Source organism: Kribbella sp. CA-294648, from assembly GCF_050943845.1.
Lineage (GTDB): Bacteria > Actinomycetota > Actinomycetes > Propionibacteriales > Kribbellaceae > Kribbella.
Map to the genome: position 1 here is coordinate 2,155,690 of NZ_CP191981.1, position 13,317 is coordinate 2,169,006.

A 13,317-nucleotide genomic window follows, 5' to 3' on the forward strand; every position below is an offset into this window, starting at 1 on the left:
TGGGCAGGCTCTCGCTATGTGACATTATGCGTGTTACATTCGATCAGTCAGATAGCTGGTTCGATCGGAGGGGCCTTGTGACGCTGCTGCTCCCGTTGCATGGCATCGGCGGCCGGGGTGACCTGCCCGTACCGCTCTGGCTGGCCATCTACTCAGCCGCTGCCGCGGTGGCTGTCTCGTTCTTCGCCCTGGCCGCTTTCTGGTCGAAACCACGATTCGAGCAAGCCGCCGGTACGCCGCTCCGCCGGCTGGCGCGAGTGGTCGACGCCCGGCCGGTCCGATGGTTGCTCAAGGCAATCGGATTGGTTGCCTTGGTCCTCCTGCTTGCGGCAGCGTGGTTCGGGAGTGACTCGCCCAGCAGGAATCCGGCGCCGACCTGGCTCTATGTCTGGATCTGGGTTGGCATCATTCCGCTGTCGCTGATCTTCGGCCCGGTCTGGCGCCTCGCCAATCCTTTGCGCACGCTCGCTGCGCTGGCGCCCCGCAAGTCCTACCGCCCGCTGCCGGCGGGGATCGCCTACTGGCCGGCGGTTGCGGGACTTCTCGGGTTCCTTTGGCTCGAGCTCGTCTATCCGCAAGGCTCGGAGCCCCGCGTGGTCGCGGCCTTCGTGACGGCGTACGCCGTCGTGAATGTTGGCGCAGGCATCATCTATGGACCGCGCTGGTTCAGCATCGGTGACAGCTTCGAGGTGTACGCCGAAGTGCTCGCCAAGCTCAGCCCGATCGGTCGCAACGACGAGCGGCACCTCGTACTCCGCAACCCGCTCGCGGGCCTCGCCTCGCTCCCACAAGAGCGCGGCATGGTCGGACTGCTCTGCCTGCTGCTCGGCTCGACCGCCTTCGACGGTGTCAGCCGTTGGTCAGCCTGGACCGCGCTGACCGGCGAACTCGGGACGGCCGCGCACCTCGTCGTCTACACCGTCGGCCTGCTTGTGGCGGTCGCCGTGGTCGCGGCTCTCTTCCTCCTCGCGACCCGGGCGACGGGTGCGGCGCGGATCCGGCCCGGCAGTCTCGGGAAGGCCGGGTTGCCCGGCGCGTTCGTGCACTCGCTGGTGCCGATCGCGATCGGGTACGCCGTTGCGCACTACTTCTCGTTCGCGATGTTCCAGGGCCAGGAAGGGTTGCTGCTGGCAACCGATCCGTTCGGCCGCGGCTGGGATCTGCTCGGGCTGGGGGAGGCGCGGATCGACTACGCGTTCCTCGGGACCGGGCTGATCGCCGGCGTCCAGATCGGCGCGATCGTGCTCGGACACGTACTCGGGGTGGTGTCCGCGCACGATCGCGCGACCCAGTTGTTCCGCCGCCGTCAGTTGCGCCGGGCGCAGTACCCGATGCTGGCGGCGATGGTCGCCTTCACCGCCGGTGGGATCGCGCTGGTGACGGCGTCATGATCGCTCTGCATCTGGGTGGCATTCCCGAACTGGCGATGGTGCTCGGGCCGATCCTGCTGATCGTCGCGTTCGTCCGGATCGCCCGCCGCAACGAAGCGACCGCCGCTGACGAGGACGACTGGGACGCCGACCTCGGCGACCTCGGCGACCTCGGCGACGAGCATCGGGCGCGGCGAGTCGCCGGCAGCGCGAGCGCGCCGGAAGTCGACGGCGGCGTCGGGGGTCGGACGCGGCAGGTCAGCGGATCTTGACCGCGGTGGCCGGGCCGGTGCTGACGTTGCGGCCGTCGGTCACCTGGACGTGGTAGCTGACCGTCTGGCCGCGCTTGAGGCCGCTGTCGTTGAAGGTCGCGGCAGTCGGCTTCAGCCACGGGTACGAGTCGCGTTTCCAGCTGCCGACCTTGGTGGTGCCGCGGTACAGCGTGTAGGTCAGCGTGATGTTGTCTTCGTCAACCACCCGCGGGAAGCTCACCACCGCCCGTCCCGCCCGAGTGCTCGAAGCCTTCGGCGCACCGGGCGTGGCCGGCCGCGCACCACCGACGGCGTTGCTGAACCGGGTGAGGCCCTGCTGCCTCCGGCCGTTCACGAGCGTGAAGTCGCCACCGACCCACAGGTCGTTACCGCCCGAAGCGAACGCCAGCGGACCGACCTCCGTAGTACCGCCGCCGTTGGTGTTGGGGAACCACGGCCCCAGCTTGCCGGTGGTCGCGCTCTCGACCAGGAGGTGACGGGTACCGTTGCCCTCCTTGAAACCGCCGCTCTTGCTGCAGTCATGGGCGTGGGAGCCCTTGTAGAGCCAGTTGCCGATCGCCTTGATCGCCTCGGTCGCGCCCAGGCAGTGGTTCTGCCAGAGCAGCTTGCCCGTCCTGGAATCAGCAGCCAGTACGCCGTCGTAACATCCCGTGCCACTGCCCGCGTTGGCGACGAAGACCTTGTTGCCGAAGGTGTCGATGTCCTTGACCCGGCTGACGCAGTCGAACGTCGGCTCCGGGATCGCGGCCGCGGCCGGCATCGCGAAGGGCGCGCCCGTTGTCGGGCTCACCATCGCGAGCGCGTTGTGGTCCTCGTCCTTGAGTGACGTGAAGCCGCCGCCGACGAAGACGCGACTGCCGTTGTCGGCCACGTCGATCGCGAAGACCTCCTCGTCCGCATCCGGGTTCCATGGCAGCAGGACGCCGGTCTTCAGGGTCACGGCGGCCAGATAGTTGCGCTCCTGGTTGTCGACCCGCCCGAACGAGCCGCCGAAGTACACGCTGTTGCCGTAGATGGCCAGCGCGGAAACGCGGTAGGCGACCGCGGGATCCCAGCCGGCCACGAGCTTCCCGGTCGCGACGCTGAACATCGCCAGGTGCTTGCGGGGCAGGCCGTTGACGGTGGTGAAGTCGCCGCCGATGACGACCCACTTGCCGTCCGGGCTCGTCGCGATCGCCCAGACCGCGCCGTCGAGCTTCGGCGCGAAGGTGGTGGGCGCCCCGCTGGTGCGGTTGAACGCGGCGAGGTAGCTCCGCACGGGACCACCGCGCGAGGCGGGTTGGCCGGGTTGCCGGATCCGGGTGAACAGGCCGCCGGCGTACACGGTGTTGCCCGCGACGGCGAGGGCGTTGACGCTGGCGTTGGTCTGCCAGGACGCCTGCTTGATCGCGGACAGCGCCGAACCGAAGCCCTGCGTCCGGGTCGCGGCCTCCACCGGCCGCCCCGACGGGATCAGAGCGGCCCCGATCACGGCCAGAGCGGTGACGACTACCAGTACTGCCTTTTTCATGACCGTCCTCAGACTGAAGCTCAGCTATCGTGACAGTGCGCGGTCAAACGATAACTGTCCGCAGAGCGTGAGGTTACGGCGGACTACCGGTCACGCCACTCCCGGGCAAGCAAGCCGAAGACGAGTTCGTCGCACCAGGCGCCCTTGAAGAAGACGTTTTCGACCAGGTGACCTTCCTGGCGCATGCCCAGGCGGGTCAGCAGTTTGGCCGAGGCGGCGTTGCCGTCGATCACGTTGGCGCAGATGCGGTGCAGGCCGAGATCCTCGAAACCCAGGCGCAGTACTGCGTTGGCGGCCTCGGCGGCCAGGCCGCGACCGTGGTAGCCGGTGTGCAGCGCATAGCCGAGCTCGCCTTGGCGACTGGTTTCGCTCTCCCACTTCAGCAGTACTTCGCCGATGACGGTGCTCGTCTCGCGCAACTCGATCGCGAGGACCAGCCACTGCCCGGGCTCGGTCAGAGCGTCCTGGGTGAGCTTCGCCTTCAGTGCGGTGCGGGTCTGCTCGCGGTCGCGGACCGGCCAGGGGACGTACCGCACCACGTCGGGGTCGGAGTGGAAGGCGAGCAGGTCGTCCAGATCGTCCATCCGGTGCGGCCGCAGGCCGAGACGTTCGGTCCGGATCGGGTAGCTGGGGTGGAGAGACACCGGTGTGCTCCTGTCTAATGGCGTTAGACAGTAGCCTAGCGGGACGTCCGGCCGGGGAGCGAGGGGATTTCGTGAAGCGCGATGCGTCGTCGCATGCCGCCGCCGGCATCTCCGTCGGCGCGATCGTCGCCGCGGCGCTGGGGGTGATCCGTGAGTCCGGTGTTGAGGGGCTGACGATGCGGTCGGTCGCCGAGCGGCTGGAAGTGCGGGCGCCAACGCTCTATCACCACGTGCGGAACAAGGGCGAGTTGCTGGAGCTGGTCGCGCGCAACGCGTTCGACTCCTTCGAGGCTGACCGGGCTGCTTTCGAGAAGGTCGAGACCGTCGGCGAGTGGGTCGAGGTGACCACGGCCGGGGCGCTGCGGTTGCGGGAGTTCTACGCCGGGCATCCAGGGTTGGCTCGGCTGATCCAGGCGAAGGCGACGCCGTACCGCGATGAGGGCGAGGGGTCGAGAGCAGCTCTGGTCCGTGCTCAGCTGACAGCTCTGGTCAGGCTGGGCATCCCGGAGCCCGTCGCCAGATCAGTCTTCGAAACCACCGCCCGCTGGACCATGGCCGCAGTAGCCGCCGAGCCGGCGGCCGCCGAGCGGCCCGCCGTGCGAGGCGCCGCCGCCGTGCGGCCGGCTACCGACGCGGGTGGCGAGGATTTGTTTGCGGATGGGTTGAGTTACTTCTTGCGAGGGGTTCAGGCTCACCTCGAGGACGTGTTGTCAGCCGGTTGAGGGGAGGGTGTCGGGGTCCAGGCCGAGTTCCTCGTAGGCGACGACCTCGATCTCGCGGCCCATGGCCTCGCGGAAGGCGGCGACCAGCGCCTGGCCGGCGAGCGGGATGATGTTTTCCAGCGTGCGCTGGATCTCCGGCCACCGGTCGGCCGGCAGGCCCGCGTCGGCGAACTCGCGCCAGACAGTACTGCGGAACAGCTCGACGTAGATCTTGGCGACCGCGTCGGCGTGGCTGAACAGCTTCGGCAGCATCTGGAAGATCGCGTCCAGCGGGACACCGAGCTTGATCACCTCGAGGCCGGTCCGCAGCAGGTCCGGGTTCGGGATGCGGAGCCGCCCGTCGTCCTGCCGTTCGGCGATGCCCAGCTCGACCAGCTTGTCGATGGTGCCCGGGTGGTGCGGGATGCCCGCGCGCTCGGCCAGCTGCTGCTCGGTGATCACCTCGGGCTCGGTCGGCGTCCACGGGCTGACCAGCGTCTCGAAGACGCCGAGCGCGAGCGCGCCGTCGGGGAGCTCGCTCATCATCCGCTCGACCGCCGCCAGGGTGTACCCCTTGTCGAGCAGTTCGCGGACCAGCGTGAGTCGCGCCACGTGGTCGGCGCCGTAGTACCCGGTCCGGCCGACCAGGCGTGGCGGGGGGATCAGCCCGCGTCCGGCGTACGCGCGGACGTTGCGGACCGTCATGCCCACCTTCGCGGCGAGCTGGTCGACCGTGAACTCTTCCTGGGCCGACTCGGCCGGCATCTGTCCTCCCACCCTTGACAGTCTTCCAGACTCCACGTTACATATTCGATGTAACATCAGTCGTGGCACATGCCTGCGCCCCGATGACGCGCTGCCCGAACCGAAGGAGTGCCGAATGACCGTCCCGCTGGCGGCCTCGACCGGAACCGCGACCTTCGACCAGATCGCCATCGTCACCGGGCTGGTCTCCCTTCTGTACGTCGCACTCGCCGTGCTCCTGTGGCGGGAACGGACTGGACGGGTGACGCTGGTAGGGCGCCTCGCGGACACCATCGGGAGACTGGACGGAGTCCCCCGATGGGCCGCGCTGACGCCGTACCTGCATGCCGCCTCACTGCTGTCCTGCGCGTTCGGCGTCTGGTGGGACATCGCGGTGCACATCGACCGCGGCCGCGACACCGGGCCGTTCGGTACGCCGGCCCACTACCCGATCTTCTTCGGCATCCTGGGCGTGATCGTGTCCGGCGTGCTGCCGATCGCGCTGGCCCGCAAGCCGCTGCCCGCCCGGACGATCAAGCTGACCAAGGGCTGGCGGATTCCGTGCAGCGCCGCGCTGGTCACAGTCTGCGGCACTTTCGCGCTGGTCGGCTTCCCGCTGGACGACGTCTGGCATCGGCTGTTCGGCGAGGATGTCACGCTCTGGGGCCCGACCCACCTGCTGATGATCGGCGGTGTCGTCTTCTCGATCTTCGCCCGGTTGCTGGCCTCGGCCGAGGTCGAGCAGCTGGTCGGAATCAACCTGCGTCGGCGCTTCCAGGAGATCGTTGCCGTCGGCGCCTTGTTGATCGCGTGGGACCTGTTCAGCACCGAGTTCAACTACGGCGTCCCGCAGTTTCCGTTGATCCTGCAGCCGATCCTGATCGTCTTCGGGTCGGCGCTGGCCTTCACGCTGCTGCGGTCGCGGCGCGGTCCCGGTACGACGTTCGGCGCGCTCGCCGTCTACCTGGTGATCCGCGGCGGCATCGCCTGGGCGGTGGACCAGCCGCTCGGTGAGATCCTCGGCCACTTCCCGTTGCTGATCGTCGAGGCGACCCTGGTCGAGCTGACCGCTCTTGCCCTGGGCAACAAGAACCGCTTCCGGCTCGGCCTCGTCTCGGGCGCGCTGATCGGTACCGTCGGTGTGGTCGCGGAGTTCGGCTGGAGCCAGGTGTGGATGCCGATCCGCTGGCCGGCCTCGATGTTGCCGTCGGCACTGGGTTTCGGGTTGGTCGTCGGTCTGGGGGCCGGGCTGATCGGTGCCTGGCTGGCCACCCGGTACGCCGAGGTGGCGGGCGAGGTGCGCGAGACTCCGCCGGTGCGCCTGACGCATCAGCTCGGCGCGATCGGGCTGGTCGCAGTACTGGCTGCGTTGTTCTACTGTGTGCCGCGGTCGGCCGATCCGGGGGTGACCGGGACGGTGTCGCTGGAGCCGGCCGCGACCGGGGCGCAGCCGACGGCGTACGTGACGGTGAAGCTCCAGCCGGCCGATGCGGCTGAAGGAGCGCGCTGGTTCGAGGCGCTGGCCTGGCAGGGTGGCGGGCAGTTGACGCGGCCGATGGAGAAGGTTGCTGAGGGCACTTATCGCTCGACGGAACCGTTGCCGATGCACGGCAAGTGGAAGTCGCTGGTCCGGTTGCACCAAGGGCCGCGGGACATGGTGGCGATGTGGGTCTACGCACCGGAGGATCTGGCGATCGAGAAGCCGGCGGTGCGGGTCGCCAACGGGCAGACGGTCGACTTCATCAGTGAGCAGGAGGTCCTGCGGCGCGAGGAGCGGACCGACGTACCGCGCTGGATGTGGAACAGCGGGTACGCCCTGCTGGCCGTGGTCGGTGCGCTGGAGATCCTCGGGATCGCCTGGCTGGTCGGTCGTGGCGCTCGTGGCGGCCGGCTTCGTGCGGCGCACCTGGAAGACTCCAAGCGAGAGAAGGAAAGCGCGTGACGGGCAGGGCGGGGTTGCGGAAGGGTGGTCGCTGGGATCTTCGCGGTAAGAAGGCGTTGGTGACCGGTGCGGCCGGCGCCTTCGGTACTGCGACGGTCGATCAGCTGCGCGCCCGTGGTGCCGAGGTCATCGGGATCGACCTGCAGAAGAGCGAAGACATCATCGAGTGCGATCTGACCCAGCCGGACCAGATTCCCGCGGCTGTGGCCGAGGCGATCGAGCGGCTCGGCGGGCTGGACCTGCTGATCAACAACGCGGGCATCGGCGTACCGGCCCCTGCAGGGGACGCTCCGGATGCCGTTGCGCGCAGGGTGATCGAGGTGAACCTGTTCGCCGGCTGGGCCGTCACCGCCGCAGCCTTGCCGGTACTGCGGGCCGCACGCGGGCGGGTGATCTTCGTGTCCTCCGGGCTCGCCTACGTGACCCTTCCGCTGGCTGCCTCGTATCTCGTGTCCAAGCGGGCGATCGACACCTACGCCGACGCGTTGCGGATCGAGAACGGCCGGGCGATCGATGTGAGCGTGATCTATCCGGGCTACGTGCCGACGCCGATCCACGACGCCTCCCTCGCGCGGGGAGTCGATCTCGGGCTGTTCTTGCCCGCCGAGACGGTCGAGCAGGTGGTCGGGACGATCGTCGACGTGGCCGACGCCGCACGGCCGCCGCGGAATCGGGCTTCCACCCGGTCAACCGGGGTCGGAGTGGCGGTCGCGCGGCATCTACCGTCGGTGGCCGACAGACTGGTCAGGTTGCGGACGAACCAGCAGCGCCGCAAGGGTGGGCTGGGCGAGTGGACTGACAGACTGGGGAAGCTATGACGACACAGGCTGAGGTGGTCACCACCGACGGAGTACGGCTGCATGTCGAGACCACGGGTTCGCCGGACGCGCCGGTGACCGTAGTACTCGGGCATGGGTGGACCTGCTCGACGCGGAGCTGGCACCACCAGCTGTCCGGGTTGCCCGAGGTGCTGGGCGACGACGCCGTACGGGTGGTGGCCTACGACCATCGTGGGCATGGACGGTCCGCTGCGGCTCCTGAGGGCACCACGCGGATCGAGCAGTTGGCGGAAGACCTGACGACCGTGCTCGACGAGGTCGTCGGCGACGGACCTGTCGTGTACGCCGGGCACTCGATGGGTGGAATGACGTTGATGGCGCTGGCCGATCAGCGGCCGGACCTGATCGGGTCGAAGATCGCAGCGGCCGCGTTGGTGGCGACCTCGTCGGGTCAGCTGACTTCGCGTGCGTTCGGGCTGCCGGCGCGGCTCGATGGGGCTGCCGCGGTGGTGGCGCCCCGGGCGGTGAACCTGGCCGGCCAGCGACTGGAGCGGCGTGCGAGCGCAGTACGGGCTGGGTGGTTGAAGGGGGCATCGGCTGCGGTGCGGCGTCCCGCAGTACGGCAGCTGGTCTTCGGCAAGAAGGCCAATCCGGCTGAGGTGGACATCCTGATGGCTGATCTGGCTGCGACGCCTGGTCGGTCGTTCGGTGGGTTCTTCGAGGCGATCACGCGGCACGACCTCGGGCACGTGCTCGAGACGCTCGGCGACATCCCGGTCGAGATCATGCACGGCACCCGCGACCGGCTGATCCCGCCGCGGCACGGCAACCGGATGGCCGAACTGTTGCCGTCGGCACGGTTGTGGATGTACCCCGGCGCCGGCCACATGCTCATGCAGGAACGCCCGCGCGACGTGACGCAACGGCTGGCGTCCCTGGTGCGGAAGGTGCGCTAGTACGGACGCGACGCAGCGGCTGGCGTCCCTGGTGCGGTAGGTCCGCTAGAGCGCGCGCATCCGGTTGTTGCGAGCGTTGTGCTCGACCTCGGCCAACCCGAGCGCCTCGAGCACAGGCGGAACGTAGTTCGCGAACCGTCCCCTGAACCCCTTCTTCACGCCGTACCACCCACCGACCGGGTTGTCCTCCGACCGCGCCCACGCCTCAACCGTCCCGGGCGCGGCAGGCTTCTGCTCATCCGCGTTCCCGAGCGGCATCCAGTCACCGTGGTTCTTGAGCATCGCGACCCGCCCGGCGGCGTACTCAAAACCCACGGTCGTTCTTCGTGCCAGTTCCGGTGAACGCCATCACAACCCCCTCTTTCCTCCGCAGGCTACGCCTAGGGTGAGGTGGTGCAGAACCTCTTGTCTGACCTGGTGGTCGTCGATCTGACCCGTGCGCTGGCGGGGCCGCATGCGGCGATGATGCTCGGGGATCTTGGTGCGCGGGTGATCAAGGTGGAGAGCCCGGCTGGGGGTGACGACAGTCGCGGCTGGGGGCCGCCGTTTGTTGAGGGGGAGTCGACGTACTTCTTGTCGGCCAACCGGAACAAGGAGTCGGTCACGGCGGATCTGAAGTCTTCTGAGGGTCGGGAGTTTCTGACCAAGCTGGTGGGGAAGGCCGATGTGCTGCTGGAGAACTTCCGGCCGGGTGTGCTCGACCGGCTCGGATTTTCGGTCGAGCGGTTGCACGAGCTCAACCCTGGGTTGGTGATCCTCTCGATCACCGGGTTCGGGCATGACGGGCCGGAGGGCGGGCGGGCCGGGTACGACCAGATCGCTCAGGGCGAGGGCGGGCTGATGAGCATCACGGGTGCGGTCGAACCGACCAAGACCGGCGTACCGATCGCTGATCTGCTGGCCGGGATGTACGGCGCTTATGGGGTGCTCGCCGCGCTGCACGAGCGCAGCGCCACGGGTCGGGGGCGAGTGGTTCGGACCAGCCTGCTGGCGTCGGTGGTCGGCGTCCACGCGTTCCACGGCACGAAGTGGACGGTCGCGGGGGAGTTGCCCGAGCGGGTGGGCAACCATCACGCGCAGATCGCGCCGTACGGGATGTATCGCACCAAGGACGACATCGTGCAGGTCGCGGTCGGCAGTGAAGGGCAGTGGCGGATCTTCGCGCCGATCGTCGGGCTGGACGCGGCTGACGAGCGCTTCGCCACGAACGCGCTGCGGGTGGCGCATCGCGACGAGCTGACGGCGGCGATCGAGGCCGCTTTCAGTAGCGAGCCGGCCGACGAGTGGCTGCGCCGGCTCGAGACGGCGGGCATCCCGTCGGGCAAGGTCCGCGACTTCCAGCAGGTCTACGAGTGGGAGCAGACCCGTTCGCAGGGCCTCCTGATCGACGTCGACCACCCAACCCTCGGCCCAATCCAACTCCCCGGCCCACCCCTCCGCTTCGACGACCATCCGTACGCCGGCGCCCGCGAAACCAACCTCCCCCCACCCCGCCTCGGCGAACACAACGAAGCCGTCCGCGCCTGGCTCGACGAGTAAGCGACCGCCCACTACTGGTGGGCATGAACACGGGGTGGTGGGCTTGAACAAGGTGTGCCCTGTCCAAGGACGCCGTTTGGTGTTCAAGCCCACCAGAACTGGGCTGGGCGGCTGGGCCTTTCGAGTGCGATGGAAAGGCTGCCAATCGGTGCCGGTCGGGGCCTAATGTCGGCGAGGGGTTGACGGTGTGCGCGGCGCGGGTCTAGCGTCCGGGAAATCGATTACTCAGCCGAACGCGGAGGTGTCATGCCGAAGCCCGCTGCCCTGGTCCGGATGTCGCGGATCGGCAAGCGTTACGGCGGCGTCCAGGCCTGCCGGGACATCGACTTCACCCTCGGGGCCGGTGAGGTGCACGCGCTGCTGGGCGAGAACGGGGCCGGCAAGAGCACGCTGATGAAGATCCTGTCCGGTGATGTCACCGGGTACGACGGGTGGATCGAGATCGACGGCCGGCGGGTCTCGTTCACCGGCCCGACCGAGGCGCAGGCGGCCGGGATCGCGATGATCCACCAGGAGCTCGACCTGGTCCCGGGGTTGCCGGTAGCCGACAACATCTTCCTCGGTCGCGAGCTGCGCACCCGGTTGCGCACGGTCGACCGGCGGCGGATGGAACGCGAGGCCCGCGCGCTGCTCGAACGCAGTGGCGTCGCCCTCGATCCGCGCCGCCCGGTCGGTGAGCTGCGGGTCGGCGAACAGCAGCTCGTCACGATCGCGAAGGCGATCTCGCTCGACGCCCGGGTGCTGATCATGGACGAGCCGACCTCCGCACTGACCACGTCGGAGGTCGAGCGGCTGTTCGTGGTGATCCGCGAACTGCGCCGCAGCGGCGTCGGCATCGTCTACATCTCGCACCGGATGGAGGAGATCGCGAAGGTCGCCGACCGCGCGACCGTGCTGCGCAACGGGGAGAACGTGGCGAGCTTCGACCCGCGGGCGCTGAGCACCGCCGAAGTCGTCGAGGCGATGGTGGGACGGCCGGTGCAGACGCTGTTCACCACACCGGACAGCGCGACGGGCGATGAGTTGCTCCGGGTCGAATCTTTGAAGCTCACCCCGCGGCGACCGCGACCCGGTCGTCAGGATCCGGCCGGCATCTCGCTCTCTGTCCGCGCCGGCGAGATCGTCGGCCTCGCTGGGCTGCTGGGTTCTGGTCGGACGGAACTGCTCGAGACCTTGTACGGCGTGGCGCCGGGTGGCACGCGATCCGGGCGGATCGTGTTGCAGGGCAAGGTGATCCGGCCGACCGCGCCACGCCATGCGTTGAAACTCGGCATCGGTTTCGTGCCCGAGGACCGGCGTACATCGGGGTTGGTGCTCTTCCATTCGATCCTCGCGAACACGGTGGTGTCGAGCCTTCCGGCGTACGGGCGGCTGGGGGTGATCGCGCGGCGGATGGAGCGGGCCGCGTCGGTGCGGATGGCGCATCGGTTGCGGCTGAAGTTCGGGCGGCTGCAGGACGAGGTCGGCACGCTGTCCGGCGGCAACCAGCAGAAGGTCGTCTTCGGCCGGATGCTGCTGACCGAGCCACGGCTGCTGTTGCTGGACGAGCCGACCCGAGGAGTCGATGTCGGCGCCAAAGCTGAGATCTACCGACTTCTCGGAGAACTGGCCGGCCAAGGCATCGGCGTACTGCTGGCGTCGTCAGAACTCCCCGAACTCGTCGGCGTCTGCGACCGAGTCGTCGTACTACGCGACGGCCGCGACGTCGCCTTGTTCAACACCAGCGAGTCGTCGGAGAGCGACCTACTGGCCGCCGCCATGGGAGAAAGCACCATCTTCGAAGACGCCGGAGGACCTCAGTGACTCAGGACAAAGTGATCGCGCCGGCCCCCGACAGCAACGCGCCGACTGCTGTGGCTGAGAAGTCCGGTGGAGTGGTCGCAACGCTCTTCCGCTTTCAGAGTGTTTTCGGGTTGCTGGCGGTGTTTGTGGCGGCGATCATCTTCTCGCCGCGGCGGGACGGCGAGATCCTGTTCGTCAGCGCCGACAACCTCGCCAATGTCGTGCGCGCGGTGTCGGAGATCGGCATCATCGCGGTCGGGATGACGTTCGTGATCCTGATCGGCGGGATCGATCTCTCGGTCGGTGCGGTACTCGGTCTCGCCGCGGTCGGCTCGGCCGTCTTGATGGTCGAGAGCGACTGGGGCTTCCTGCCGTCCGTCGTGCTGGTGCTCGCGCTCGGGCTCGTTTTCGGCGCGCTGCAAGGGATGGCGACCGCGATGATCGGCATCCAGTCGTTCATCGTCACGCTCGCGGGGCTGCAGATAGCGCGCGGCCTGGCCCGGATCTGGTCGGACGGCCAGGGCGTGGCGATTGCCTACGGCAACGGCCCGAACGAGGCGCCCGAGTCCTTCGCCATCCTCGGTGAACGCACCTTCGGCGGCCTGGTGCCGATCCCGGTGATGATCTTCGCGGTGGTCGCGATCGCCGCCGTCGTCTTCCTCCGGGTCAGCGCGTTCTCCCGCCACCTGTACGCCGTCGGCGGTAACGAGAAGGCAGCCCGGCTGTCCGGCGTACCGGTGGTCCGGGTGAAGGTCGCCGTCTTCGCGATCTGCGGTCTGCTCGCCGCGCTGGCCGGCATCGTGCACGCCGTCCAGCTCAACCAGGGCAGCCCGAACGACGGCATCGGGTACGAGCTCGACGCGATCGCCGCCGTCGTGATCGGCGGTACCAGTCTGGCCGGCGGACGGGGTTCGGTGGCCGGGACGGTGGCCGGCGCGCTGCTGCTCGGCGTATTGAACAACATCCTTGCCCTGAACAACATCGACTCGAACATCCAGCTGCTGATCAAGGGACTCGTGATCGTCGCGGCGGCCGCGCTGCAACGACTCCGGCCCGCCTCCTGACTCTCGAAAGGCTC

Annotated in this window: 13 protein-coding genes; 9 read left to right on the forward strand and 4 right to left on the reverse strand. The window is 68.5% G+C overall.

Annotated features, from left to right (window positions below; translation table 11 throughout):
- The first annotated feature begins 77 nt into the window (after positions 1 to 77).
- Positions 78 to 1,391, forward strand: a complete 1,314-nt coding sequence (locus tag ACQPYM_RS10525; protein ID WP_433018522.1) for a hypothetical protein — start codon at positions 78 to 80, stop codon at positions 1,389 to 1,391.
- Positions 1,388 to 1,642, forward strand: a complete 255-nt coding sequence (locus tag ACQPYM_RS10530; RefSeq protein ID WP_433018525.1) for a hypothetical protein — start codon at positions 1,388 to 1,390, stop codon at positions 1,640 to 1,642. The genes ACQPYM_RS10525 and ACQPYM_RS10530 overlap by 4 nt, the downstream gene beginning before the upstream one ends.
- Here the strand turns inward: ACQPYM_RS10530 and ACQPYM_RS10535 are convergent.
- Both ACQPYM_RS10535 and ACQPYM_RS10540 read right to left on the reverse strand, forming a co-directional pair.
- Positions 1,629 to 3,152 (reverse strand): fibronectin type III domain-containing protein, encoded by a 1,524-nt coding sequence (locus tag ACQPYM_RS10535; protein ID WP_433018527.1) that lies wholly within the window; start codon positions 3,150 to 3,152, stop codon positions 1,629 to 1,631. The two genes, ACQPYM_RS10530 and ACQPYM_RS10535, sit on opposite strands and share 14 nt — an antisense overlap.
- An 83-nt stretch (positions 3,153 to 3,235) precedes the next feature.
- Positions 3,236 to 3,796, reverse strand: coding sequence for a GNAT family N-acetyltransferase (locus ACQPYM_RS10540; protein WP_433018530.1), 561 nt, complete (start codon positions 3,794 to 3,796; stop codon positions 3,236 to 3,238).
- 71 nt (positions 3,797 to 3,867) lie between these two features.
- On the opposite strand from ACQPYM_RS10540, the gene ACQPYM_RS10545 reads away from it, so the two are divergent.
- Entirely contained in the window at positions 3,868 to 4,518 is a 651-nt protein-coding gene (locus tag ACQPYM_RS10545) for a TetR/AcrR family transcriptional regulator (protein ID WP_433018533.1), read from the forward strand.
- On the opposite strand, the gene ACQPYM_RS10550 is transcribed toward ACQPYM_RS10545, so the two are convergent.
- Positions 4,507 to 5,262, reverse strand: a complete 756-nt coding sequence (locus ACQPYM_RS10550; protein ID WP_433018536.1) for a MerR family transcriptional regulator — start codon at positions 5,260 to 5,262, stop codon at positions 4,507 to 4,509. The two genes, ACQPYM_RS10545 and ACQPYM_RS10550, sit on opposite strands and share 12 nt — an antisense overlap.
- A gap of 115 nt (positions 5,263 to 5,377) precedes the next feature.
- On the opposite strand from ACQPYM_RS10550, the gene ACQPYM_RS10555 reads away from it, so the two are divergent.
- The 3 genes from ACQPYM_RS10555 to ACQPYM_RS10565 are packed head-to-tail and all read left to right on the forward strand — an operon-like array spanning position 5,378 to position 8,918.
- Positions 5,378 to 7,183, forward strand: a complete 1,806-nt coding sequence (locus ACQPYM_RS10555; RefSeq protein ID WP_433018539.1) for a hypothetical protein — start codon at positions 5,378 to 5,380, stop codon at positions 7,181 to 7,183.
- Entirely contained in the window at positions 7,180 to 8,001 is an 822-nt protein-coding gene (locus ACQPYM_RS10560) for an SDR family NAD(P)-dependent oxidoreductase (RefSeq protein ID WP_433018542.1), read from the forward strand. The genes ACQPYM_RS10555 and ACQPYM_RS10560 overlap by 4 nt, the downstream gene beginning before the upstream one ends.
- Positions 7,998 to 8,918, forward strand: a complete 921-nt coding sequence (locus ACQPYM_RS10565; protein ID WP_433018545.1) for an alpha/beta fold hydrolase — start codon at positions 7,998 to 8,000, stop codon at positions 8,916 to 8,918. Before ACQPYM_RS10560 ends, ACQPYM_RS10565 begins: the two co-directional genes overlap by 4 nt.
- Positions 8,919 to 8,963: 45 nt before the next feature.
- Here ACQPYM_RS10565 and ACQPYM_RS10570 read toward each other — a convergent pair whose 3' ends face one another.
- A complete protein-coding gene (locus tag ACQPYM_RS10570; protein ID WP_433018548.1) occupies positions 8,964 to 9,233 on the reverse strand; it encodes a DUF6855 family protein in 270 nt (89 codons plus the stop codon).
- A 78-nt stretch (positions 9,234 to 9,311) separates the two neighbouring features.
- Between ACQPYM_RS10570 and ACQPYM_RS10575 the strand changes: the two genes are divergently transcribed.
- The 3 genes from ACQPYM_RS10575 (at position 9,312) to ACQPYM_RS10585 (ending at position 13,303) form a co-directional block, all read left to right on the forward strand.
- Positions 9,312 to 10,457 carry a CaiB/BaiF CoA transferase family protein gene (locus tag ACQPYM_RS10575; protein ID WP_433018551.1) on the forward strand — a complete coding sequence of 382 codons (1,146 nt, stop codon included), beginning with the start codon at positions 9,312 to 9,314 and terminating at the stop codon, positions 10,455 to 10,457.
- A 246-nt stretch (positions 10,458 to 10,703) separates the two neighbouring features.
- Entirely contained in the window at positions 10,704 to 12,260 is a 1,557-nt protein-coding gene (locus ACQPYM_RS10580) for a sugar ABC transporter ATP-binding protein (protein ID WP_433018554.1), read from the forward strand.
- Positions 12,257 to 13,303, forward strand: coding sequence for an ABC transporter permease (locus ACQPYM_RS10585; RefSeq protein WP_433018557.1), 1,047 nt, complete (start codon positions 12,257 to 12,259; stop codon positions 13,301 to 13,303). Before ACQPYM_RS10580 ends, ACQPYM_RS10585 begins: the two co-directional genes overlap by 4 nt.
- Positions 13,304 to 13,317: the final 14 nt, after the last annotated feature.

Excerpts from the sequence above, each read along its gene's own strand:
- ACQPYM_RS10580 (WP_433018554.1), top strand. The coding sequence starts at position 10,704 with ATGCCGAAGCCCGCTGCCCTGGTCCGGATGTCGCGGATCGGCAAGCGT.
- ACQPYM_RS10565 (WP_433018545.1), top strand. The coding sequence starts at position 7,998 with ATGACGACACAGGCTGAGGTGGTCACCACCGACGGAGTACGGCTGCAT.
- ACQPYM_RS10550 (WP_433018536.1), bottom strand. The coding sequence starts at position 5,262 with ATGCCGGCCGAGTCGGCCCAGGAAGAGTTCACGGTCGACCAGCTCGCC.
- ACQPYM_RS10555 (WP_433018539.1), top strand. The coding sequence starts at position 5,378 with ATGACCGTCCCGCTGGCGGCCTCGACCGGAACCGCGACCTTCGACCAG.
- ACQPYM_RS10530 (WP_433018525.1), top strand. The coding sequence starts at position 1,388 with ATGATCGCTCTGCATCTGGGTGGCATTCCCGAACTGGCGATGGTGCTC.
- ACQPYM_RS10535 (WP_433018527.1), bottom strand. The coding sequence starts at position 3,152 with ATGAAAAAGGCAGTACTGGTAGTCGTCACCGCTCTGGCCGTGATCGGG.